16 protein-coding genes are annotated in these 24,947 nt (G+C 62.8%); 6 read left to right on the top strand and 10 right to left on the bottom strand.

Going from position 1 to position 24,947, the window contains the following annotated elements:
• Positions 1–19 precede the first annotated feature (19 nt).
• The 3 genes from ptsP to EKO19_RS13475 all read right to left on the bottom strand — a co-directional run bounded on the left by ptsP (position 20) and on the right by EKO19_RS13475 (position 7,645).
• Positions 20–2,800, bottom strand: coding sequence for a phosphoenolpyruvate--protein phosphotransferase (ptsP, locus tag EKO19_RS13485; RefSeq protein WP_129776907.1), 2,781 nt, complete (start codon positions 2,798–2,800; stop codon positions 20–22).
• The gene (locus tag EKO19_RS13480; RefSeq protein WP_217705318.1) at positions 2,797–4,941 is read right to left on the bottom strand and encodes a family 20 glycosylhydrolase; all 2,145 of its coding nucleotides are present in this window, start codon (positions 4,939–4,941) and stop codon (positions 2,797–2,799) included. Before EKO19_RS13480 ends, ptsP begins: the two co-directional genes overlap by 4 nt.
• Before the next feature lie 115 nt (positions 4,942–5,056).
• Positions 5,057–7,645: a TonB-dependent receptor gene (locus tag EKO19_RS13475; RefSeq protein WP_129776906.1), complete on the bottom strand. Its 2,589-nt coding sequence runs from the start codon at positions 7,643–7,645 to the stop codon at positions 5,057–5,059.
• A 251-nt stretch (positions 7,646–7,896) separates the two neighbouring features.
• Here EKO19_RS13475 and EKO19_RS13470 point away from each other — a divergent pair, with 251 nt between their 5' ends.
• The 4 genes from EKO19_RS13470 to EKO19_RS13455 are packed head-to-tail and all read left to right on the top strand — an operon-like array spanning position 7,897 to position 11,894.
• Positions 7,897–8,640, top strand: a complete 744-nt coding sequence (locus EKO19_RS13470) for a GntR family transcriptional regulator (protein WP_217705317.1) — start codon at positions 7,897–7,899, stop codon at positions 8,638–8,640.
• Entirely contained in the window at positions 8,637–9,668 is a 1,032-nt protein-coding gene (locus EKO19_RS13465; RefSeq protein ID WP_217705316.1) for an SIS domain-containing protein, read from the top strand. The genes EKO19_RS13470 and EKO19_RS13465 overlap by 4 nt, the downstream gene beginning before the upstream one ends.
• On the top strand, positions 9,668–10,810 hold the full coding sequence (nagA, locus tag EKO19_RS13460) for an N-acetylglucosamine-6-phosphate deacetylase (RefSeq protein ID WP_129776904.1): 1,143 nt from the start codon (positions 9,668–9,670) through the stop codon (positions 10,808–10,810). The genes EKO19_RS13465 and nagA overlap by 1 nt, the downstream gene beginning before the upstream one ends.
• A gap of 58 nt (positions 10,811–10,868) precedes the next feature.
• The gene (locus EKO19_RS13455; RefSeq protein ID WP_129777402.1) at positions 10,869–11,894 is read left to right on the top strand and encodes a LacI family DNA-binding transcriptional regulator; all 1,026 of its coding nucleotides are present in this window, start codon (positions 10,869–10,871) and stop codon (positions 11,892–11,894) included.
• A 13-nt stretch (positions 11,895–11,907) separates the two neighbouring features.
• On the opposite strand, the gene EKO19_RS13450 is transcribed toward EKO19_RS13455, so the two are convergent.
• The 3 genes from EKO19_RS13450 to EKO19_RS13440 all read right to left on the bottom strand — a co-directional run bounded on the left by EKO19_RS13450 (position 11,908) and on the right by EKO19_RS13440 (position 15,056).
• The gene (locus tag EKO19_RS13450; RefSeq protein WP_129776903.1) at positions 11,908–13,029 is read right to left on the bottom strand and encodes a metallophosphoesterase; all 1,122 of its coding nucleotides are present in this window, start codon (positions 13,027–13,029) and stop codon (positions 11,908–11,910) included.
• Between the two features lie 127 nt (positions 13,030–13,156).
• Positions 13,157–13,630: an ECF-type sigma factor gene (locus EKO19_RS13445; protein ID WP_129776902.1), complete on the bottom strand. Its 474-nt coding sequence runs from the start codon at positions 13,628–13,630 to the stop codon at positions 13,157–13,159.
• Positions 13,631–13,730: 100 nt separating this feature from the next.
• Positions 13,731–15,056 (bottom strand): IucA/IucC family C-terminal-domain containing protein, encoded by a 1,326-nt coding sequence (locus tag EKO19_RS13440; RefSeq protein WP_129776901.1) that lies wholly within the window; start codon positions 15,054–15,056, stop codon positions 13,731–13,733.
• Positions 15,057–15,687: 631 nt separating this feature from the next.
• On the opposite strand from EKO19_RS13440, the gene EKO19_RS13435 reads away from it, so the two are divergent.
• Complete coding sequence (locus EKO19_RS13435; protein ID WP_129776900.1) at positions 15,688–16,380, top strand: lasso peptide biosynthesis B2 protein; 693 nt, start codon at positions 15,688–15,690, stop codon at positions 16,378–16,380.
• 12 nt (positions 16,381–16,392) lie between these two features.
• Positions 16,393–18,330 carry an asparagine synthase-related protein gene (locus EKO19_RS13430; protein WP_129776899.1) on the top strand — a complete coding sequence of 646 codons (1,938 nt, stop codon included), beginning with the start codon at positions 16,393–16,395 and terminating at the stop codon, positions 18,328–18,330.
• Here EKO19_RS13430 and EKO19_RS13425 read toward each other — a convergent pair.
• From EKO19_RS13425 to EKO19_RS13410, 4 genes are all read right to left on the bottom strand, one after another.
• On the bottom strand, positions 18,287–20,479 hold the full coding sequence (locus tag EKO19_RS13425; protein ID WP_157995246.1) for an Atxe2 family lasso peptide isopeptidase: 2,193 nt from the start codon (positions 20,477–20,479) through the stop codon (positions 18,287–18,289). The two genes, EKO19_RS13430 and EKO19_RS13425, sit on opposite strands and share 44 nt — an antisense overlap.
• A gap of 87 nt (positions 20,480–20,566) precedes the next feature.
• Positions 20,567–23,284: a TonB-dependent receptor gene (locus tag EKO19_RS13420; RefSeq protein ID WP_129776897.1), complete on the bottom strand. Its 2,718-nt coding sequence runs from the start codon at positions 23,282–23,284 to the stop codon at positions 20,567–20,569.
• A 98-nt stretch (positions 23,285–23,382) separates the two neighbouring features.
• Positions 23,383–24,435 (bottom strand): FecR family protein, encoded by a 1,053-nt coding sequence (locus EKO19_RS13415; RefSeq protein ID WP_129776896.1) that lies wholly within the window; start codon positions 24,433–24,435, stop codon positions 23,383–23,385.
• Positions 24,432–24,914 carry an RNA polymerase sigma factor gene (locus EKO19_RS13410; protein ID WP_129776895.1) on the bottom strand — a complete coding sequence of 161 codons (483 nt, stop codon included), beginning with the start codon at positions 24,912–24,914 and terminating at the stop codon, positions 24,432–24,434. Before EKO19_RS13410 ends, EKO19_RS13415 begins: the two co-directional genes overlap by 4 nt.
• Positions 24,915–24,947 lie beyond the last annotated feature (33 nt).

The raw sequence follows: 24,947 nt of genomic DNA, 5'->3' as shown, positions 1-24,947 counted from the left end.
CACCCCTGCGGAAGCGTCGCTATTCCGCCGCCAACAACCCTCGCGCCGGCGTCATTGCCTCATTGGCTAACGCACGCACTGCTTCGGCCGTGTCCATCGCCAGCGCACGTTGTGCCAGTGATCGACACGCTTCAACCGTCACGGTGCGGATCAAGCTCTTCAGTTGCGGCACCAATGTGGGCACCACCGACAACTCACGCACACCGAGGCCGATGAGAATGGGCACAGCCGCCGGCTCCGAGGCCAGGCCGCCACACACCGCAACCAACTTGTCTTGCTCTTCGGCGGCGTCAACAGTCATCGCGATCAGATTCAGAACAGCCGGATGCAAACCATCGATACGATGCGCCAGCTCGGCGTGACCGCGATCCATCGCAAGCGTGTACTGCGTGAGATCGTTCGTGCCGATGCTCAGGAAATCCACTTCGCGCGCGATACGGCCCGCAATCACAGCTGATGCCGGTGTTTCGATCATGGCGCCCACTTGCACGGGCGACGTGATCGACAGCTCACGACGAACCTCGTCGAGCATCCGGCGCACCGCGCGAATCTCGGCCGGATCGGTGATCATCGGCAGCAGCACGCGACATTGCTCGACGGGCTGAACTCTCAGGATGGCTCGCAGCTGAACCCGGAGCAGATCCGGACGCCACAGACTCGTACGCACACCCCGCAGGCCGAGCGCTGGATTTTCTTCGGCGGGCAGTGGCAGATAGGGAATGGGTTTGTCGCCGCCGATATCCAAAGTGCGAATGACCAGCGGCCGGTTTTCGAGGGCGCTGGCGATGCCCTGATATTGCTGGAGCTGTTCGTCCTCGCTTGGCGGCGAATCGCGGTCGAGGAACAGGAATTCAGTGCGGAGCAGTCCACATCCTTCAGCGCCATGCGCGACCGCGACTTGCGCCTCGGCGACGGAGCCGAGATTGGCGAAGACTTCGATGCGCTCGCCATCGGCCGTTCTGCAGTCGACATGGGCTGCGGCCCGTTCGCTTTGTTGGCGCTGCTTTCGCTGCGTCAATGTTTGTTCGGCGGCAGCCAGCGCCACTTGATCAGGGGAGATCGTGAGGTTGCCCTGCTCGGCATCGAGCACGAGCCAGGCACCGTCCTCGATGCTCAGCACGCTCTCTCCGAGTGCGACGAGCGCGGGCACGCCCATCGCGGCGGCGAGGATTGCGACGTGAGAAGTGGGTCCACCTGCAGCGAGGCAGATGCCGGCGAGCTTGGTCGAGTCTAACGAGACGAGTTGTGAGGGCTTGAGATCTTCAGCGACCAGGATCGAGCGGTCAGGGAGCTGAGGAATCGTGACCGGGGCTTCGCCGCTGAGGGCGAGCAGGACTTGAGATTCCAGGTCGATCAAATCATCGACCCGCTCCGACATGCGAGGGTCGCCGAGCGCGCGCAGTGTATCGGCGCTATCACGGACAGCGCGACGCCAGGCGAAGGCAGCGCTCTTGCCACGAGAGATCGCGCGGCGCGCGGAGGCGACGAGCTCCCAGTCGTCGATGAATTCGAGATGGGCGGTGATGACGTCCTTGGCTGCACCCTGCGAGTGCTGCGCGAGTTGGTTGAGACGAGCGCGGACTTCGGCACGAGCGCGTTCGAACCCGGCACTTTCGTGTGCGATGCCTTTGCCGGCTTCGACGACGGCGATCTCGGCAGCTTTCAAAGTGATCGCTCGGCCAACCGCGAGGCCGCGGCTGGCGATGACACCGCGCTGACGGCTGAAGCCCGCGGCCGCTGACACATTCCTCTCAACGCCGCCGGAGCGCGAGTCGCCAGTGGCTTCCTTGCCGATCGGCGCTTGACCGCCAGACTCCTTCGCTGCTTGCGCGCCACTCGCCGATTGCCCGCCGAGTTCCCTCGCTGGTTGAGCGCCGCCCGCCGATTCGCCCCCCGATTCCTTCGCCCGTGGCGATTCAGCACCGCTCGCGACAAAGCCACTTCTTGTCCGAGCCTGGTCCGCGCGTGCTGCGGAACGGCCCAGCGCGGCGGCAACGTTATTCGCCGAACCCGCATGCGCACCAGCCGACGGCGCCTCCTTGATCCCAACGATCACCTGTTTCATCTGCTCAAGCGCGGCGGCGGCGTCGCCGCGAGCGGTCAGCGCTATCTCGTCGCCGTGTTTCACACCCAACGCCATCAGCGACACCGCACTTCTCGCGTTCGCGCTTCGGCCGTGAGCGGCGATCGTGATTTCCAGCGACTGGGCCTTGGCGAAGTTCGCAATCAACGCCGCCGGTCGCGCATGAATCCCATGCTCCAGCGATACCACAAACCTCAACGTTTGTTCCTGCGTCGTTCCACCCGACGACGCGGCGACAGCCGCACCCGTGGCGACCACATCGAACAACGCGTCGCCCACCTCAACCGCCACCCCAACACATGCATTGGCAACCGCGAAGCGGTCGCCATTCGTAATCAGCATCGGCGTGATCAAACTCTTCGCGCCGCGCGCCAGCACATCGAGGTCGAACTTCAACAGCGGATCGCCGCGGCTAACTCGCACGCCCGGCTGAACAAGCGCCTCGAATCCATTGCCACCCAACGCCACCGTGTCGATGCCAACATGCAAAAGAATCTCCGCGCCATTCTCGGCGCGCAAAGCAACTGCGTGCTTCGACGACGCCACCGACACAACCTCGCCATCACACGGCGCATACAACGTATCGCCTGTAGGATCGATGGCCACTCCATCACCGAGGAACCGCTGCGCGAACACCTCATCCGGCGTTTCATCGAGCGACGCGCACCAGCCGCGCAGCGGCGAGTGCAGCTTCAACGATTTCACAGCATCGCTCATTCCGTCCCCGCGGCCCTGGTGGTTTTCAGTTCGATGGAGTCGATGGTCCAGATAGGATCGATGCTCTTCCGGGTGAACGTGAGGCACAGGTCGTGCAAGCCTTCGCGCGGCTTGATGCTCGCCGCCGGCAAAGTCGTCACCGCGAAATTCCCGGCCGCCGGCGCCAGCGGCAGCACCGCGATGCGTTCGCCATTGCAGTCATCGACACGCACTTCCAGCTCGCCTTCCGGAGTCGCCGGCCTGTGCAAGGGAATCTCCTTCACCGCATCGCCGATCTGAAAGTTGAACGGCGCCTGGCCAACCGACGCCACCAACGCAGTTGCCTTGGAAAGATCCGCGCCTTTGAACAGCCAGCAAGGATTCATGATATCGACCTTGAAAACGGCGCGAGTGCCAGCGACCGGCGCATCATCCTCCAGCGACAGCGCAATCTTCTCCGTACACAGCACCATCTCATGACTGGTGCGATGAAATGGATCCACGGGTCGCGGCAGCGGCGCTTCGGCGAAACGAACATCGAGCACCTTGTAGCGCTCGAGCTGCGCGGGCAGCCGCTCGGAGAACCCCGCCCAATCTTTGGTCGCCGACCAACCAACCTCGGCCAGCGCCGCCGCACGCGGGAACGCCATGAACTCAACGCGCTCCGGCGTACGAATGTGTTCCGTCCAGATATTCGCCTGGACGCCGAGGATATGCTTGCGCTGTGCCTCGCCGATCGCAGCCGGCGCCGGGTCGAACGCATACACGTTCTCGACCGTCGAAATCTGCACCCGGCCCGGCGACGTCGGCGTATCGAACGGCCGCCGATCGAAATAAAGCGTTGGCTGCGGCGACAACACCGTGTCGTGCCCCGAAGCCGCGGCGGCGACCGCTCCATCGATGCCACGCCACGACATCACCGTGGCATTCGGCGCCAACCCGCCCTCGAGAATCTCATCCCAACCAATCAAGCGCCGGCCCTGGCCGGCCAAAAATTTCTCCATGCGCTTGATGAAATAGCTCTGCATCTCGTGCTCGTCCTTCGCACCGAGCTCGCGCATGCGAGCCTGCACGCGACGCGACGCCTGCCACTGATCCTTCACCGCTTCATCGCCGCCGACGTGGATGTACTGCCCCGGGAACAGGGTGACGACTTCCGCCAACACATCTTCGAGAAATTTAAACGTCGCTTCCTCGGCATTGAACAGATTGGGATACACGCCCCAATCCGCCGGCACATCGGCCGAGGGTCGATCGAGCACCGCCAGCTTCGGATAGGCGGCGATTGCAGCGCTGGCATGACCCGGCATATCAACTTCGGGAACGATGGTGATGTTGCGAGACCTCGCGTAGGCCACGAGGCCCCGCACATCCTCCTGCGAATAGAAACCGCCGTACAAGCGAGGCTTGCCGGTCGCCGGATCGATATCGGCAGCAGCCGCGGGCCCAGCGGGCACGCGCCATGCGCCCACCTCAGTGAGCCGCGGATATTTCTTGATCTCCAGACGCCACGCCTGATCGTCGGTGAGATGCCAATGGAGCACGTTCAACTTATGCAGCGCCATCACATCGATGAACTTGCGGATGAACTCGGGCGGTTGATAGTGGCGCGCCGAGTCCAGCAACAATCCGCGCCAGGCGAAGCGCGGCGAATCTTCGATAGTGACCACAGGAACCACGAAGCTGCCCTGCTGTTTCGACAGCAACTGCCACAACGTAACGGCGCCGTAGAAAAGGCCGCGAGAGTCGGCGGCGGAAATGACGATTCGCGAGGGGGAGGACGCAAGCGAATAGCTTTCTGATGGGCAGGACGCCCAAATGCCGGGGGCGCAGGGATGCGCAGGACCGGCGGCGCCGCCGGTGAGCTCGAAACGGATCACGCCCGCGGCGGGCACATTGCCAGAGGCACCGAGGCCAATGCCGTAAGTCTTTTGAAACAAGTCGGTGAGATAGCCACCGAGGCGCTCGCCCTCGACGCCGTCGCCGAACTCCAGCCGAGTCCCCTCTTTGACCACAAAGACGCCGCTGCCCGCCTCGACTTTGCGAGGCGCGGGAATCACGGCGATTGGCGTTGAGGTCGGACTGGAAGGCAGCGGCGCTTTGTCGCCACAGGCAGCGAGCACGAGAGCGGCCAACACTCCCATGACAGTGCGATTCGCCACAGTCATTCGTCTTTGCATCATGCGTGAGTACTCGCCGGCTTCAGACGAACCGTCTGCCGTGGGCACGAGCTTGGATCAGGGCCGCGGATGTTTCAATCCGCGGCCCCATCGGCACTTAGAGGGAGAAGCGCACGCCGGCGAAGTACCGGCGGCCGTTCTTGTAGAGGTTCAGCAAATGACTCTCTTCGCCCGCGTACTCGTAGTGCGTTTCGTCCAGCATGTTGAGAATCTGCGCCGTCAACTCGATGTTGTCGGTCAGACGCCAGCCGAAGGCCGCGTCCAGCTGGGCGTACTCATCGGTGGTCACTGCCACACCGTTACGACCGATCTCACGGAAGTACTTCGAACGCCAGCCATAGGTCAGGCGGGCATTGATGGTGCCGTTGTCGTAGTACGGCGTGAGATTGATGGTGTGCTTCGAGCTGAACGGAATCTGCAGGCCCTCATCCGTGCTGCCGTCGGCGTAGGTGTAATTGGCCTGCAGGCCGAAGTCGCCCCACAGACTGGTCTGATAGGTCAGCTCCGAGCCCTGGATCTGGCCGCCGGCGCCATTGCGAGGACGGGTCACGTCGAAAGTTTCGACCTGGCCGGAGTTGGTGTCGAACTGCTGCTCCGGCGAGGACTGACTGACTATGAAGGAACGCACGTCCTTATAGAACAGCGTCACCGCCAGCAGGCCTTCCTTGCCCAGGTACCACTCGGCCGAAAGGTCGAAATTGGCGGCGCGGTAAGGATCGAGGTTGGGGTTGCCGCCGCGGCCGGAGTTCGTCGTGTTATCCAATTCCACGAACGACGCCAGGTCGGCGAAGTTGGCGCGCGCCATGGAGCGTGACGCCGACAAGCGCACCACCACGTCATCCGCCACGTCCATCGCGAAGTTGAAGCTGGGCAACCAGTCGTTGTAATCGCGCGAGAACGAGTTAGGCACGAAGTTGCCCGCACCCACGCCCGTGAAGCCGGCGCTGGACTGATCGGTCATCACATACCGCAAGCCGAGGTTGCCGCGGAAACCCTGGCCAGTGAAGTTGAACTGCGTGTAGGCGCTGGAGATCTCCTCTTCCACATTGAACATGGCGTTCGGGAATGGCGTCAGCTGCCCCGAGGCCAACGGAGTCGGCGGGCTGGTCAGCGGGTTGACCACCGGCACGCCGCGCACGAAATTCTCCAGGGCGCCGCGATTCACGGTCATCCAGCGATCCAGGCCGGAATTCGAGTCCACGCCGTCCAGCATGTTTCCAGGCGTCAGACCGCCGGCAAAATTGGCGAGGCCCTGACCGGCCAGCGCGCTGCCGGCAATGTTTCCAAGCCGCGAGTCCTGATCCGTCTTGTGCTCGCGATACTTGGCGCCGAACAGCCACTGATTGATCGGACCCCAGCTGAGATCGCGCGTGAAGTCCGCCTGCACGTATTGCTCTTCGTCGTGCGTCGGCTGCTGACGCGACTGGCCGAAGCCGATGCTCGGCATGGACGCGGGGCTGGCCGGATCGTTCGCGAACGTGACCGACGCGCGTTCCTTGCCGATGTTGTAGCTGAAAGCGCCGCGGCCCTCGTACTCCAGGAAGTATTGTTGCTGAGTGCCGCCGTCCGCTTCGGTGGTACCGATGGTGCCGCTCGCGCTCCAGCCGTCGCCGCGCCAGTCGGCCTTCAGGTCGACCGCATAGGTTTCCACTTCCGAACGTCGCGAGATCGCGTCGAGCAGCGTCAGGCCATCGGAGAACGAGGCGGAGTTGATCAAGCCATTGCTCACGGTGGCGCTGGTGGCATTCGCGGCCGACGCGCCGAAGAACGCATAACGGCTCTGGTTGTAGTTGTCGTACTCGGCTTTCACATACAAGCCGGTGAGGTTCAGCTCGAAGCTGTCGCTCGGCTTCAATTGCAGGCCGATCGTGCCACTGTTGCGCGTACGATCCTGCACGAACAGCGCCGAGTTGATTGCATTGGGGAACACGGCGGAACGATCCGCCACGACGCTGGCCGGAATCCCGGCGCCACCCGCCGTCGGATAGCTGAAGGTCTCGATGCCATGACGCTCCAGTTCCTCTTGGGACCGCAGCGCCGTGAAGATCACGCCGAAGGTATCGGCATCGTTCTTCCAGCTGAACAGCGCGGAGTAGTTCGGCTTGCCCTCTTTGGCGCGATCGTTGTACGCGTAGTCGAGCGAAGTGCGCAGAGTGCTCGCGGGGAGATCGAGCGGCCGGCGCGTGTTCAGAATCACAGTGCCGCCGATGCTGCCTTCATCGATGCGCGCTTCGGGGCTCTTATACACCTCGAGGCTCGAAACGATCTCAGGCGCCAGCAGCGTGTAGTTGAACGTGCGGCCCGGCGAATCCAGAATGAACCAGTCGGCGGACGCCACCGTCTGGCCGTTGAGCAGCGTGCGGTTCAACGCCGGGTCGGTGCCACGGATGCTGACCCGTTCGCCCTGACCGAACTGACGATCGATGTTGACGCCCGGCACGTGCGACAACGACTCGGCCGCGTTCTTGTCCGGGAACTTGCCCATGTCCTCGGCGGAGATCACGTCGACGATGGCGGTCGCCTCGCGCTTGGTCTCCACCGATTCGCGCAAGCTGCCGCGAATACCGGTAACTACAACCTCCTCGACTTCATTGCGATCGGTCGTCTGCGTTTGCGCAACCGCGGCCTGCTGGAACAGCGCCAGCGTGACGGCGGCACCGATCAGAGTCGTGCTTCTCTTGCTCATCGCTCCCTACCCCTTGGTTGTGTTTTGATCAGACCAATATGGGTCCAATATAGTACCAGTCTGAGCAAAAAGCCAAGCCTAGTTAGTACCATTACTTTTTAATCGAGTTTTTCAGCGCCAATACAGTGACTTGAGTGTTCATACCTGCCAGACCACTCGGCTATTGGTATTGCATTGGTAATATTCCAATGGCATCTTCGCACTCCATAAGTGCACTACAACAGCAAGAATCACCTTCGAGGAGCATCGGTTTGACGCCACTCTCCGAGCATCTGCAGCCGCTCGATGAAGCAAGCACCCTGCCGCTGTATCAGCAGCTACAGCGCAAGTTGCGACTCGCCATCGAAAACCGCGTTCTCGGTGCCGACGACGCACTACCGCCCGAGCGCGATCTCGCCGAGGAGCTCAACGTCTCGCGCATCACCGTGCGCAAAGCCATCGACGGACTGGTCGAGGAAGGCTTGCTGATCCGCAAGCAAGGGTCGGGCACCTTCGTCACCAATCGAGTCGAAAAGAATTTCGCCAAACTCACGTCGTTCTCCGAAGACATGCGCGCCCGCGGACGCAAGCCCCGTAGTGTCTGGCTCGATCGCGCGGCCGGCGCAGTCACGCCAGGCGAATCGCTCACGCTGCGTTCCAGCCCGGGCACGCCGGTATATCGATTCAGCCGTATTCGTTATGCCGACGATGCGCCGATGGCACTCGAATATGCGACGGTGCTGGCCGATTGCCTGCCATCGGTCGAGTCGGTGGAAACATCGTTGTATGAAGCATTGGAACGCACCGGCAATCGTCCCGTGCGCGCCTTGCAACGCCTGCGCGCCGTCTTGCTTACCGCCGAACAGGCGCAATTGTTGAAAGCGCAGGAGAAAGACGCGGGCTTGCTGGTCGAGCGCGTCGGCTTTCTCAAGGACGGCCGCGCCGTCGAATTCTCACAATCGTTTTATCGCGGCGACATTTATGATTTCGTCGCGGAGCTCAGCGCATCGTCATGACCATGGGTACGGACAGCCGCATGTTCCAGGAAGCCGGCCAGGCACCGAACGTGGTGCGCGGCCAGCTGGAGAACAATGCGGTCAACGTGCGCCGGATCGGCGCGCTGCTGAGAGAGATGAACCCACGCGCAGTCGTCACTTGCGCACGCGGCAGTTCGGATCATGCGGCGACGTTCGGGAAGTATTTGATCGAGTCGCACACCAAACTGCTGACGACCTCGTTCTCGCCCTCCTTGAGCTCTCTGTACAACGCGCAAACGGACATGCGCGGCGTCGTGTTTCTGGTGATCTCACAATCGGGCAAGAGCCCCGACCTGCTCGCCTCCGCCGAGAACGCCAAACGCAATGGCGCATGCGTGATCGCGCTGTGCAACTCGCCCGCATCGCCGCTCGCGCAGATGGCGCATCACACGATTCCGCTGAACGCGGGGCCGGAAACGAGCGTCGCCGCGACCAAGTCTTACATCGCTTCGCTCAGTGCCATCGTGCATCTGGTTGCGTGCTGGACCTCGGATCAAACTTTGATCAACTCGCTGATGCGCGCGCCGGATCAGCTCGAACAGGCGTGGCAGCTCGACTGGAGCGCGGCGACACCGGTGCTGCAGCGAGCGACCAATTTGTTTGTTGTGGGCCGCGGCTACGGACTCGGGGTCGCGCAAGAAGCGGCGTTGAAGTTCAAGGAGACTTGTGGCCTGCACGCCGAAGCATTCAGCGCGGCCGAAGTGAAACATGGCCCGATGGCGCTGGTGGGTCGCGGCTTTCCAGTGTTGATGCTGTCGCAGAACGACGAGAGCCGTAGCGGTATCGAGAAGCTCGCGACCGACTTCATTGCGCGCGGCGCCGACGTGCTCGTTGCGGGCCCGCGAGTGACGGGAGCGATGTCTCTGCCGACGATTTCTGCCCACGCCGTGATCGAACCGCTGCTCATGGTGCAGAGTTTTTATCGAATGATCGCGGCGCTCGCCCCCGCGCGCGGCTTCGATCCCGATCAGCCTCCGCATCTCAACAAAGTGACCGAGACGCTGTAATGACGCTCGCGCTGGTCAATGGCCGCCTGCTGCGCGACTCGGGATGGGTCGAGAATCAAGTCGTGCTCATCGACAGCGCACGCATCCAGCAAATCGTTGCTCGCGACTCCGACTGGAGCGCGGACACGACTTACGATTTGCACGGCCAGACCCTGTTGCCCGGCTTCATCGACGTGCAGGTCAACGGCGGTGGCGGCGTGCTGTTCAACGACGATCCGAGCGTCGCGTCGATTCGGGAAATTGGCCGCGCGCATCGCCACTTCGGCACGACCGGCTTTCTTCCCACGCTGATCAGCGACGATCTCGACGTTGTCTCGCGCGCGGTGAAAGCTGCGCACGATGCCATCGAAGCAGGCGTGCCCGGTGTGCTGGGCATCCACATCGAAGGTCCGTTCTTGAATGCCGCACGCAAAGGCGTGCATGACGAGACCAAGCTGCGCTGGCTCGACGAGGATGCGCTGGGACTGCTGACCTCTCTCAAAGGCGGCAAGACGCTGGTAACACTCGCCCCCGAGCGCACGACACCGCAAATCATTCGCAAGCTCTCGGATGCAGGCGTCATCGTTTCGGCCGGCCACACCAATGGCACCTACGCCGAGATCCGCACGGCGCTCGATCATGGCCTGACGGGCTTCACTCACCTGTTCAACGCGATGTCGCAACTGTCCGGGCGCGAGCCGGGCGCGGTGGGCGCGGCGCTGGACGATGACGGCAGCTGGTGTGGAATCATCGTCGACGGTCATCACGTCGATCCGGTCGTGCTGAAGATCGCCATGCGCAGTAAACGCCGGGATCGTTTCATGCTGGTGACCGACGCCATGCCCACCGTCGGCGCGCCCAACAAAACCTTCAGCCTGCAGGGCCGGCCGATCTCGGTGGCCTACGACAACATGCTGGTCGACGCGCACGGCCGCCTGGCCGGCTCCGACATCGACATGGCGACCGCGGTCCGCAACTCCTTGGAAATGCTCGACGTGGACCTCCCGCACGCCGCTCGCATGGCCAGCCTGTACCCGGCCAGCTTCCTGGGTCTGGATCGCGAGCTGGGCCGCATCGAGCCGGGCTATCGCGCCGACCTGGTGCTGGTGGATGGCGGTCTCAACGTGATCGAGACCTGGATCGGGGGACAGCCGTCGCCCTGAGCGGCAGTTGCGAAGAACCGGTAGGATGACTCCCCTGTTCAGCAGGCACGGGGGCCTGATGCGCGGCAAAGGTAAAGCCACGTCCTTCGACATTGCCTATCGGGCCGGCGTCTCGCAGCCGACCGTGTCGCGCGCCCTGCGCGGCAGCCCGACGGTCAATGAGCAGACGCGACAGCGCATCCTGCAGATCGCCCACGAGCTCAACTACAAGGTCGACAAGAACGCCTCCAATCTGCGCAATCAGCAGTCCGGCACGCTGGCGCTGCTGTTCTTCGAAGACCCGACGCTCGACGACTCGCTGATCAATCCCTTCTTCCTGTCCATGCTCGGCTCGCTGACCCGCGCCTGCGCCGTGCAGGGCTACGACCTGCTGATCTCGTTCCAACAGCTGTCGAGCAACTGGCACGTCGAGTACGAGGACAGCAAGAAAGCCGACGGCCTGATCCTGCTCGGCTACGGCGATTATCTGGAGTACGTGTCGCGCCTGGAGCTGCTGCTCGAACAAGGCACGCATTTCGTTCGCTGGGGCACCGTGCTGCCAGGTCAGCCCGGCGTCACCATCGGCTGCGACAATTTCCAGGGCGGCCGCGACATGACCCGGCATCTGCTCGAACAAGGACGCAGGAACATCGCGTTCGTCGGGCACGCGTCCGATCACTATCCCGAGTTCCTGGACAGATACAAAGGTTACTCCGACTCGTTGCATGACGCGGGCCTGCCGGTCCGACCGGAGCTGCAGATCGACGCATTCACGACCGAGCGCTCCGGTTACGACGCAGCCACTGCGCTCATCGAACGCGGCGTTGCATTCGACGCGTTGTTCTGCGCGAGCGACTTGATTGCGATCGGCGCGATGCGCGCACTGATCGATCGGAAGATCCGAGTGCCACAGGACGTGGCGGTGGCGGGCTTTGACGATATTCCCATCGCCAGCTTCACCAATCCCAGCCTCACGACCGTGCAACAGGACACGAAGGCCGCCGCGACATTGCTGGTCGAAAGTCTGCTCGCGCTGATTCAGGACGAGCCGGTGCAGAGTCACACCATTCCGGCGAAGCTGGTCATTCGGCAGTCGACCCAATGACGAGGGATCGGGCCTAGTGAGCAACGACCAATCGGATGCGCGTGATTTCCGATGGCGCGCCGAAACGTTTCGGCGGTCCCCAATAGCCCGTGCCCCGGCTGGTGTAGATCCATAACGATCCGAGTCGATCCAGCCCCGCGGTGAAGGGCTGTTGGAAGCGCACGAAGAAATTCCACGGCCAGAACTGTCCGCCGTGCGTATGTCCGGAGAGTTGCAAATCGAAACCAGCCGCGGCGGCTTCGGGCGCCGAGCGCGGTTGATGAGCGAGCAGAATCTTCGCGCCCGCATCCGCTGGCGCATCGGCGAGCGCCGCGGCGGGGTCGCTGCGATTGACGGGATCGAAGTGATGCGCGCCGAAATCCGTCACGCCCGCGATCACCAGCTTCGCGTCGCCATGATCGACGACGACATGTTCGTTCATGAGCACGCGCACCCCGAGACGCCGCAGCTCCTTCGTCCAAGCACGCTCGCCTGAGTAGTACTCGTGATTGCCGGTGACGAAGAACGTTCCGTACTTCGCGCGCAGCTGCGACAGCGGCTCCACGTGCGACGCCAACTCTCGCACGCTGCCATCCACCAGATCGCCGGTGATTGCAATTGCGTCCGCGTCGAGCCGGTTCACGGCCGCGACGATTCCTTCGACGTAGTTGCGACGAATCGTCGGGCCGACATGGACGTCACTGATCTGCGCGATCGAGAAACCATGCAGCGCCGGCGGCAGATTCGCGATGGGCACATCGACATGCACGACTCGCGCGACACGCCGGGCGTTGATGAAACCGAGCAGCGTCGCAAATACCGCCGCGCCAACGACGATCCACGCGGAGGTCTCTTGAAACCGAGTCGTCGCCACGACAGGCGTGAACAACGCCGCGATCAGCAATGCCACATCTCGAAGCAGCGTGCAGACGAACAAGGACGAGAACAGCCCCATGGCGATGAGCGCGGTCCAGACCAGCGTGTCGGCGCCGCCCTCGTCCGCTTGTCGCGACCGAGCCGTCAATCCCATCGGAATCAGTACCCAGGAGGCCAGGAGCAACAGCGCGCCAATGACCTCGCCCGTCACCCCAATTGACAGCGCAGGTAACAGCCGCACGCCGATATAGACATGCAGCAGGCCGAGCAGGCCCAACATGAACAGGAATCCGCGTCGCAAGGAACTCGCTCCCACCGCGTGTACTGGCAAGTACAGCGCTGACGATATAGAGCGGGATTCAATGGCCCTCAATAGGGGCGATTACAAGACCGGCGGCCGCCGGAACTCAGGTTTTAATGTTCAGCCAGGCCCGCGCGAAGCGCAGCTCGCGCACCACGGCGTTCGGACGCAGGTCCAGCAGCCAAGCCGTCTCCTTGACGCTGACGCCCGCGAAGTAGCGCAGGTCGATCATGCGGGCACACACCGGGTCCAGCGCGTCCAGCCACTCGAGCCAGGCTTTCAGGTCGGCGAACGTTATGTCCGTGCCCCGCACCTGGCGGCTCTGAAGGGTGGAGCCGATCACCAGCCGCCGCACCAGCGGCGCCACGAAGAACAGGAACGTCAGCTGCTCGAACCCTGGGTGGTGGCCGCCGAGCCGATTCACGAACAACGATTCGAGCGTCGAGCGCAATCGCGTGGAGCAGTCGGCCGCGTGCTCACATAACTCGTCCCGCGTGGACGTGGACAGGCTCGCCAGGACCCGGCCGGCCAGGCTGGACATGGAAACGGAGCTGGAATGAATGGCATCTGCCGAGCGCATTGGGCCGGACCTTGCTTTTCACCTCTTAATCAGACGTGGCAGCGGCGCAAAAACCTCAAGCGGCATTCGCTCCCAACCCAGGGTGAATGTGGCGATCCGGTCAGGACGGAACATTGCCGACAGGTTGTCCCGGATCTCTGTGTTTCAGCAGCAGCGCGACGAAACGATTCAGCGAACGATAGATATTGTAGGGCGCGTCGATGCGGGTCCCGAACATTCTCTCGATGGCCGCGAACATGTGTCGAGAGAACAGCATCGTGAGCTCGCCCTCCTCGCACTTCGGCCCACGCAGCAGGCCGCGTCCATGCCACTCACGCAGTGAAACCTCTATCTCGTTCAGCACGAAATGCAAATAGTTGTACAGACTGATACGCCACTTGTACCAGGGGAAATCACAGTAACGATAACCCCAGGTGCCGTACGTCTCGCGCCAGGCCCAGGCATTCGGCATGTCGTGCGGCGCCGGCCAGCCGCGTGCGCGGCGCAATTCCCAATCCACCTGCAGCCCTTCGAAATCCCGGTAGTAGAACTGGCCCGACGGCAGTCCGTCGCCTCCCAGACCGAGCAATAGATCCTGAGCGTGCGCCTCGAGAATCAAACCGTGCCCCAGGGACATCTCCAACCACAACGGTGCGAACGTAGCGCATAGCACCTGCTCCACCCACTTCACCGGTTCCATGCCGGTACGCTCGAGCAGCGTCAACAACACAGGCTGACGTCCCTCGCCTCCGCCCAGCAATGAGAACAGTGGCGCCAGCCGCACGCGTCCGCTCATCACCTCCGGCGGAACCACGCGAATGACCGCTCCGCTGTCCGGCAGGCCCCGCGGCGAGAAGCCAACGACCTCACGCAAGAAATGTAATGCGCCCGGAAGCATCGGACCGGCATCCCCGACCACTCGGGCCAGTCCGATGCTACGCCCCACCTTCAGCCGTGAGACACGGCGATCACCGAAGATCGGCGAGTGCAACGACGTCTTGATGAATACCGCTCGATCGCCCGCCCCATCGGGCCACGCCAACAGCGTCCTGGTACTCGAAGTCGGCACGGCCCAGATACGCAACCCTGCGGCGACGGCATCGCGAGCCGAGGCTTCACGAAAGAACGCACGATAGTGATCGATGGCCGAGGGATGAACAGGAAACAGCACTCGTTCGTTAGCCGGCTCACCCGAAAGGAAACGAATCTGCCCGGCCGCCGGTGCCTGCTCGCCACGCACATAGAGATATTTTCTCGGCACCCAAAAACAAGGGAGCAGGAAGGGCTGACAATTTTGTGGCAGGTAACGAATATCGAACGCAGGATCACGCGCGGTGTTTTGAAAGATATTTGGTTTGTGCAACTGGAAGCGCTCCAGCTCGAGCCACTCGCCCAGCGCCGGCGGCAACTGCTCGATGACCTTCTGCCCGATGGTTTTGGCCGACACAGAAGCACTCCTTTGTCACGTTATGGCGATCGTCCTGATCCTGGCGGTGGAAAATATCATCTTCGTCGCGGTGTCGAAGCATCGCGAACGCCGTTCGCAAACTCCAATAATCAAACACTGTCACCTGCTGCACCGCGGACTCTCGCAAAGACGCCGACGCCAACCCGCAACGCGCAGTCAGCCACGCGGCGTCGGAAATTCAGCGCGCGGCCGCTACCGCGGTTTTGCGCCCCAAGATCTCAGAACGATTCGGATATTCACGTCGATGTCATCGTCGATCCACGTAACGCACGGCAGGCAAGCACGCCACGGCAGCAGCCGCTCATCACAGCCACGATCAAGTTCGTTCCGCGAAATCAGGTTGAGATCCACCGCCCCCGACATAAACCTCGCCGACGCCATCAGGCTGATGGCGAGTCAAATCGACGCAAAGGAGTAACGACATGATCAAGCTCGGCAAAGTTTCTCAGGAAACCCGTGACACCAAGTTCCTGACGGATCCGGAAACGGACGGCCTGCCGCAGATCTTCTTCTAAGAAGACCTACCGCCTGCACTGATCGAGTCAGGCGGGGAAGGCGCATCGTCGCATGGCCATGCGCCTTCTCATGGAGCTACACCTGGGGATCTCTCATGGATGAGTACTTGCTGCCCGCGCACGTGCATTTCTGTCGCCGTGGCGATGCTTTCGTTTTCCTCGATTTGAAACAGGACGACTACACGCTGATCAACGGCGAAGCCGCGACCGCGTTACGAGCGCAGCTGTCGACGCAGGCCGCCGACTCGACAGCGCGGCGAACCTCCGCCAGCCCGCTCGACGAGTTGCTGAAAGGCGGACTGCTGACGACCAACTCCAGCGCGGGCCGACGCCTCGCCATCACACAGACGGAGTTGGCGACCGAACAGTTGCTGGAGCCCGGTGCCGTCTCCGGTGTTCGCGTGACATTCACCGACTTCCGGCGGTTCTTCACCGCCTGCACCCTGGCGGCCGTTCGCTTGAAGTGGGGCCGGCTGGAAAACACCATCGCGGCGGTCGCCCGGCGCAAAGCCCGGCACTCGCCCGGAGCACGGCTCGACGTGGCCAGAGCGCGTGAGCTGACCGCCATCTTCTACAAGCTGCGCACCTATTTCCCTTTCAACTATCTGTGCCTGTTCGATTCGCTGGCGCTGGTCGAATTTCTCGCCCGCTATCGCATCTTCCCGACCTGGGTGTTCGGCGTGAAGCTGGAGCCCTGGGTCGCGCACTGCTGGATACAACAGGGAACGTTCGCCTTCAACGAAGGCGTCGAAGAGGCCGCCGGCTACACGCCCATCATGGTCGTTTAGGAGCGAGACGACATGCAGCGCTACATCGCCCTGCTCTGGAACGTCCGGAGCCTGGACAGTCTCCGGACGCTGGATGCCCTCGATGTCACATCGGCCCTGCCGACCAGGGACTGGTCGACGGCGCATCACGGCCCGGGAGTCCTGGTGATGCAACCCAGAACCCAGCACGTCGCGGCGCAGATCCATCCGTTGCGCGATCAAGCGGGCGTGGTCCTCGGCAGGCTCTTCGATCGGCACCACGACGACTACTCGACCGCCCCGGCGCTGTCCTTCAACGACAGCGACACCCGCAAGATCGTCAACAGCGCCGGCCAGCATCTGGTCGACCGCTACTGGGGCACGTATCTCGCCATCGTTCATGACGTCGCGCAATCCAGATATCACGTGTTTCGCGATCCCGTCGGCACGCTGCCGTGCTATCGCGTCAGTCACGGCGGTGTCGAGATTTTTTGTTCTCACATCGAAGACTGCACGCGCCTGCTGCCGGTGGCTTTCCCGATCAATCGAGGTTACCTCGCGCGCTGGCTGTTCTACACCAGCCTCACGACCACGCAGACCGGTCTCGAAAACGTAGCGCTGTTGCCAGCGGGAGAACGCCTGACGTTTTCGCAAGGCAGTGCTTCGCGCTCTCGCATCTGGGATCCGATAGCGATCGCGCGCGATCCGGATTTCGCCGCACCCGATGCGGCAGCGAAGACGCTGCGCTCGGTCGTGCAGAACACGGTGGACGCCTGGGCCTCGTGCTATCGGCATGTCACACATCGCCTCTCAGGCGGGCTGGACTCGTCGATCGTGGCGGGCTGTCTCGCGCAGTCTCCTTCCAGGCCCGCGACGACGTACCTGAATCTCTCGGTCGACGTGGGCTTCGATCAGGAACGGTTTCGTGCGCCGGGACTCGATCCGCGGCTCGCCGAAAAAATTCGCGCGATCGTGGGGCACGGCGATGAGCGGCATTTCGCGCGGCTGGTCGCGCAACGCTGGAATATCGAGCTGATCGAAACGCAGCGGGATCTGTCCATGGACCTGCGCCGGCTCTGGCAGGTGCCGCTCAGGACCAGCCCGGCCATGTACTTCACCAAGCTGGAAACCACCGATGCGGAGCTCGCGCTGGTGAAGAGCCGCGGCAGCCAGGCGTTCTTTTCCGGGCAAGCCGGCGACTCGGTGTTTCTCGGCACGCTGCAGCCGCTGCCCGCGATGGACTACGCTCATCTGCACGGTTTCAAACGCGGCCTGTGGCAGCAGATCGCGGACACATCGGTGCTCAGCAGGGACTCGCTCTGGACCGTGCTCGGCAAAACATTCTCTCACGGCATCCTGCGTCGACCCTACGCCCCGCCGATCAGCGTCTTCGATCGTCCCACGCTGCTCGATACCGAGCTTGCGGGCGGCCTCACCAGGAAACATTTTACCAGTCCGCTCGCCGAGCTCGCCGCGCGCGCCAACCTGCCGCCGGGCAAACAGAACCATGTGCGAGGTGTCGCGTGGTCGGCCTACTACGATTTCGTCTTCGACAGCGGACAGCATGCCGATCACATCGACCCGTTGAACTCGCAACCTGTTTGGGAATGCGCGCTGCGACTTCCGTCCTACACGATGCTGACAGGCGGGGTGAGTCGCGGACTGGCCAGACAGGCGTTCGCGGATCTGCTGCCGGCGGAAATCCGCAAGCGCCAGGTGAAAGGCACCGGCGGTCCGTTCTATCAACATCTGGTCCGGCGCAATCGTGCCTTCCTGCGCGAGCACCTGCTGGAGGGACTGTTGATCAAGGAACGTTATCTGGATCGCCGCAAACTCGACGAGTGTCTGGCCGCGGACGATCCTTCGCTCACGATCCCCGCGCCTATCCTGCTGAGCTATCTCGCCGCCGAGATCTGGTTACAGCAATGGCACGATCTGGCCGGACAGGTCAGTTCAACGCGGCCGGCGACGTTGCGGAGCGCGGCGCCTTGAGCTCCTGCAATTCACGCAGCTTTCGCCAGCGCTGATACTGCGCGGTCTTGGCGGGGTCGGGATCTTCGTAGCTCTGCAGCCAGAAACGGAACCAGTCGATGTTACGAATGCCGATGGCGCGCAAGTGTGCCGGCTGCCATTTGATGTGCGTCTCGCCGGCGAACACATACGCATCGTAGGGCTTGCCGGCCTCGGCCATGTGATTCATGAGCCGGATCTGGCCCGACATCTCATTGGCGGCCGCCTGGATCAGGATGGGCGCTTCGATGGTGTCGACATTGTCGGCCAGGTCGATGCGTTTCCAGAAATCCAGCCCGGCGCCTTCGGGCTTGACCATCCAGTCGCTGTAGCCCGCCGCCGACGCTTTCCTCCCGGCGCGCGTGGCCTGGTAATACTCCCACTGGCCCCAGCCGGGACTGGAGAGCGACACCGCCGCCAGTCGATCATGCTTGAGCACCATATACAGCGGCACGAACGAGCCGTGACTGACCCCGCCGATGCCGACGCGACGCTCATCGACAAACCCGCGCGCCGCGACGACATCGAGGGCTCGCAGAGTCGACTCCATGTACATCGTGAGATGCGGGAAATCCAGCTCCGCGGAATATTTCAGCTTGACCGAATCCGCTCCACGGCGCGCGGCACCGCTATTTATCGCAGTCGGGAAAGTTGTATTCAACACCACCATCCCGCTCGCCGCGAACACGTGCAACGGCAGCTCGTAGTTGGTCGCGTTGTCGAAGCCGACCGCGCTGTACGGCTCGACCAGCACCGGATATTTCTTTTCAGGATCGAAATCCGGCGGATAAAGAATGTAGCCGAAGGTGCGCTCGGGATAAGCCCCCGCCAGCGGCTGGCCCGGCGCGAGCCAGGGAAACTGCGGCGTCTGCCATTCGAAGCGCTCGACCTTGCCCAGACGGATATTGCGAAACTCCGGGTTGACGTCCGCCAGCTCACGAATTTTTCCCGAGCGCATATCTATTGCCACCACGTGCGCGGGACGCGCCTTGGTCTGCCGGACGCAGATCAGCTGCGCGGCGGCCTGGTCGCAGTACCAGAAAAAATCATCGACCGTATGCAGCACCGTCGAAACAGCATTGCGAGTCGGCGACCAGGCATAAATTCCGGTCTCGCCGCCGCCGCTGCCCTCGCGACGGAAGAACAGCACCTCCTGGCCTCGCCACCAGAGTTTTTCGATGAACCCGGCGCATTCTTGCGCCACGCATGCGACGGGGCTCGCGGCGTTTCCCGAAATCGTCGCGTTGACTCGAAAGGAATAATCGCCGCCGCGCGCCAGCCAGGCAGCGGCACCATCGCCGCGATTCACCGTGAAGATCGCGTCTTGCGGCGCCTTTACCGACAGGCGTGCACCGCCACCTCCAGCATTGCGCGCCTTGGCGAGCTTGAACGCTTCATTCTCCGCGTCGCTGGCCAACCGCTCCCGCTGATCCGCGAGTGTCACCACCCACACCGATCGATCTTTATCCCAACCTCGCTCGCGCTGGGGCAGCAGCAAGTCGCCTGAGAAGTTCAGATCGTCGTCGTATTGATAACCGCCGCGCTCCTTTTTTTCCTCGAGCGCTCGCAGCTCAGCACGTGGCGTGCCGGCTGCGAAGTAGAGCACGCTGCCGTCCTCACTCCACGCGAACTCGCGCACGTCGGCAGCGTTGTGAGTGAGTTGTTCCTGCAAGCTCCCGTCGACTTTCGCGCGCCACAATTGCACTTCGCCATGGCGCACGGATGGATACGCAATCCATTGCCCGTCGGGTGACCAGCGTGCGGTCTGTCGTTCGATCGAGCCACCGACTCTGCCCCCGGGCCCCTCCTGTGCCAGTCGCGCCTCACCGCCCTGCGCGACCGGAGTCAATGCGCCGCCCGATGTGTCGCCGATGAACCAGCCGAGCCGATACTCATTCGCCAGCGGGTCGCCTTGTCGCACCGATATCACATAGCGGCGCCGGTCGGGCGACAGACTCAGCGAGTCGATGCGACGCAGAGCCGTCATGTCATCGACAGTGATGGCGCGCGGCTCGGTCTTCACCACCACGCTTGGAATGACCAAAGGCGGGCGCGTTTCGGCAGCGACGGCGGCACGCGTGAGCAAGGTCGCAGCGAGCCCCAGACACAGCGGGATGACGTAACGTTTCATTGCTATGGTCGGCATCGCTGAGCTGTTCCAGAAAAACCGAGGGGCTGTCCGAAGACAGCCCCTCCGCCCCGCCCCGTCTTTACTGAATTACCAGGCCTTGGTGAACTCGATGGCGATCAACCGTCCAATCGGGCTGGCATTGGCCGGGTCGTAGCCCACGTCGAAAGTGGAAACGCCCGAGATCGCCGTGCTCGGAGGATCTTCATCCAACGCGTTCTGCGCGCTCAGTGCCACGACGAATCCCGACAGGAACCCCTCCTTGAACCGCTTGGAGAAGTCGTACGCCACTCGCACATCCATGGTCGTGTATGCGTCCACCTCTCTGTTCGGCGGCAACCCGGTGACGAGCCGGTTGTCGGTGTACGAATCGGTGTGGTTCACGAACAGGTTGGTGGAGAACCCGGCCCGCTGCCAACCCACCATCGCTCGGGCGCGCCAGTTGGGCGGATTGAAGATGGTATCCACCGTGTCGGTCTCGCCAGCGCTGCGGGTCACCTGCGTATCGCGCTCCAGGATGTACGTGCCACCCACGCCGACCGTTAGCGTGCCGCCCGCCAGTTTGGCGTCGTACTGCGTCGACAGGTCGAGACCGCTGGTCTTGACGACGCTCAGGTTGCGACGCCGCCCATCGACGATGATGTCGACCTGGTCGGGCGTGAAGTTCGGATTCAGCGTCGGCGGGGTCAGGAAGGCGCGGAAGCCCGTCAAGCCCTGCCGGCCGATGGCAACGAATTGATTGACCAGATCGTTGCTCGGGTCGTTGAAGATCAAGTCGCCGTACACGGCCGGATTCGACAGGATCACCGCCGCGGTCGCCGGCGTCGCGATCAATCCGGAATAGCGGATCCGGTAATAGTTGAGGGACAGCGTCAGCCCGTTGGCGGACTCCGGCACGTAATCGAAACCGAACGAGGAGCTTTCCGACTCCTGCGGCTCCAGTCCGGAAACGTCGGTGCCCGTGACCTGCAGCAGATAGCGCTGCCCCAGGCCGGGAATGTTGGCGAACGCCGCGATCGCGCTGTTGGACGCGAGGTTGTAGTCGGCCAGATTGGGCGCCTTATACGAAGTGCCGTAGCGGCCCCGCAGACGGAAACCCGCCACCGGCTCGTACATCAGACCGACTTGCGGGTCGACCGATGAACCGGCGGTGGAGTAGTCGTCATAACGACCGGCCAGGGACAATTCGAGGCGCCGCACGCCCTCGACCGCATTGGTATCGCCGAAGATGGGCACGTACAACTCGCCGAACGCGCTCTTGATGTTCTGATCGGAATCGACGCTGAAGTTGACCGCGCCGCCGACCACGCGTTTGGAAAGGTCCGAATACGACTCGGAACGATACCCGACACCCAGCGCCGCGCGCACCGGGCCGCCCGGCAGGTTGAACAAGGTGCCGTCGATCTTGGCCTCGCCGGCCTGGATCTCGAACTCGGAATCGAACATGTTGTTGTTGGCGACACCGGTCGCCGTGCGATTGTTCTGGGTCTGTTCCAGCTCGTTGTCGGCATAGCTGCCGGAGACTTCGAGCTGCCAGTCGCCGCCGAAACTCCAGTCCACGCCGAGGGTCGCGGCCATCTGGGGATTGTCGCTGGTGGTGCTCTCTCCCAGCGTCAGACGCCCGCCGAAGTTGTAACTTTCACGTTTGGAATAGAACGCATCGGCGAACACGCTGAGCGAGCCGGCGAGGTTCTGGCGGCCGGTGAACAGCGCCGAATAATTTTTCTCCTCCGGCGACAACGAACCGACGATGGACGTGCTCGGCACGAAATCGCGATCGCTGGCGAGCAGCAGGTCGCGCTTGTAATACTCCGCCGAAATCAGCGCGTTGCCGGAATCCCAGGAACCGCCCACCGCCTGGCTGCCGCGGTATTCGTCGATACCATCGGCCGTGCCGGCGCGCAGACGAGTCTCGGCGCCTTCGAAATCGTCTCTGAGGATGAAGTTGACGACGCCGCCGACTGCATCGGAGCCATACAGCGCCGAGGCGCCGTCCGGCAGGATTTCCACCCGCTCGACGGCGGACAGAGGCAATGCGGAGATATCGACAGCCGCTGAACGGAAGCCCGGCGCCAGACGCCGGCCATTGATCAGCACCAGGGTCGTACCTTCGCCGATGCCGCGCAGATTGATGGCCGCGCCCTGCTCGCGCGAGCCGCCCACGCCCGGAATGTTCAAACCGCTCTGATTCGCCAACGCGAAGTTCTGCGTCACCGATTCGAGCAGCTTGGTCACGGTGCTGTAGCCCGTGGCATTGATATATTCACGCGACAACACGGTGACCTGCGCCGTGTTGTTCTCGATGCCGCGGATGTTGGTACCCGTGACGATGATTTCTTCGATATCGGTCAGCGGCCGGCCTTCGACCGTGCGCTCGCGGGGCGCGGCGGTTTCGCCGGTATCCGCTTGAGCGAGCCGGATACGACCGTCGCTCGGGCCATAACTGCCGCTCGTGGTTGCCGACGGCTCGGCACTCGCCAGCTGAATCGTGACGGTCTTGTCGTCCAGGTGACGATAAGTGAGGCCGGTGCCTTCCAGCAGTTGTTTCAATGCTTGCTCGGTCGTGGCCTTCATCTTCAGCGGCGGCGCCGACTGCGCATTGACCAGCTTCTTGTCGAAAAGAATGTTGCTCTCGGTCTGCGCGGCGATCTCTCTCAACGACTTCGCCAGCGGTTGCTCCGGCAGATCCCATTCAGTGACTGCCTGCGCGTCGGCCGCGGCGGCAAGAATGGCCAGTACACTCCCTGTGAGCGCTGCTGCGCGAGGCGCGAAGCGGGCGCGATGAAACATCCGTTTGTTGGTGCTCAAAGTGGTCTCCTAACCAATGAATCCCCAATCCCCAGCTCCTGAACAGATGTCAGGATTTTTGACACACCGGTTATCGACGTTGCAGCCTCAGAAAATCCTCACTGAATGGGTTTGCCGGATAGAACTATTTCATTGCCGCGCTGGATGACGACGAGCCCGTACGCCTGCGCCACCGCGTTGGCGAAGTGCGTGGAGTCGCCCGCCTGAAATAAACCATTGATCGGCAACGCGGCCGTGTCCGGATCGGCGACGATCAACTTCGCGTCGTTGTAGCGATTCATCTCGATGACCGCGGCTTGCAGCGGCGTGTCGTCGAGGATCACCTGACCGCGGCGCCATGCCGTCGCCTTCTCGATGGAAGGCGTATCGAGCTTGGTGACCGAGCCGGTGTCGAAGGTGAGTCGTTGACCCGCCGCGAGTTTGAACTCGCCGGCACCGTTGCGAGCTTCCGGGACCGCGGCCGCCGGTGTTTGTTCGATCGCGCCCGGTGCGTCGATAGTCGGCTGAATCTGCTCGGGCAACACTGGCTGCACTGGCGACACGAGCACGCTGCCTTCCACCAGCGTCACCGCCAGACGCTCGACATCCTTGCGCACCACAAACGACGTGCCGAGCGCTTTGACCTGACGATCGCCCGCCGTCACGATGAACGGCCAATCCTGGCGCCTGGCGACGTTGAACAGCGCTTCGCCTCGACGCAGCTCGACCCGGCGCACCTGCTTGTCGTACTTCACGACGATGCGCGTGTCGGTATTGAGAAAAACGCGAGTGCCGTCTTCGAGTACCAACTGGCGCTGCTCCCCGACCGCAGTGGCGACGACACCCACGTTTTGTAACCACACGATGCCGACGATCACCAGCGCCAGCATGCAAGCCAGCGCCGTCGCCAGCGCGCCCCAACGCGGGCGATGCTCGACATGACGCAACGGACGAAAGGGGATCGCGCTGCGCAGTTGCTCCGCTTCGTCCCAGACCTCGGTCGCCAGCTCGAACGCACGGGCGTTCTCCGGATGCGCCTGCAACCAGCGGCGCAGGCCATCCTCGATCGCGCGGCCACGCGCGTCGCCGTGCAACTTCGCGATCCAGACACTGGCTTCGGCGAGTCGCTCCGGCGAGACGGGCTGCAGGGTCGGCGCTTCGATAGGGCTCATTCTCGTTGCCGTTCGATGGCCAGAATCGTGACGGCGCTCGCGACATGCTTCTCCACGGCGCTCACGCTGATGCGCAAGCGGCGTGCGATCTCGGCATGACTGAACCCGTAAAGACGATGCATGAAGAAGACTTCCCGTGTCCTGGGGTTGGCGCGATCCAGCGCCTCCCGCATTCTCATCAGACGTTGCTCGGCTGCAAAAACCTCATCCGGCGCGGGCTCCAGATCGGGCAGCTCCAGCTCCTCGATGGGCTGGCTCTCGTAACTGTCGAGCCGGGCATGACGGTGCTGATCGACGGACAGATTGATCGCGGTACGGGTCAGGAAGGCTTCCTGATTCTGGATCTGGCCACCCTGGCGGGTATATGCGTGCAGCCGGAGTACGGCTTCCTGCACCAGATCCTCGGCCTGTTCCGGCGACGCCCCGCGCCGGCGAAGCAACCTTTTCAGGCCACGCAACTGCCTCAAGAGCACATCCATATGAGAAGCCTCGGCATCCCTGACGATTCGGTC

The organism is Peristeroidobacter soli (assembly GCF_004138485.1).
Taxonomy (GTDB): Bacteria; Pseudomonadota; Gammaproteobacteria; order Steroidobacterales; family Steroidobacteraceae; genus Steroidobacter; species Steroidobacter soli.
This window is presented reverse-complemented; position numbering and strand designations above follow the sequence as displayed.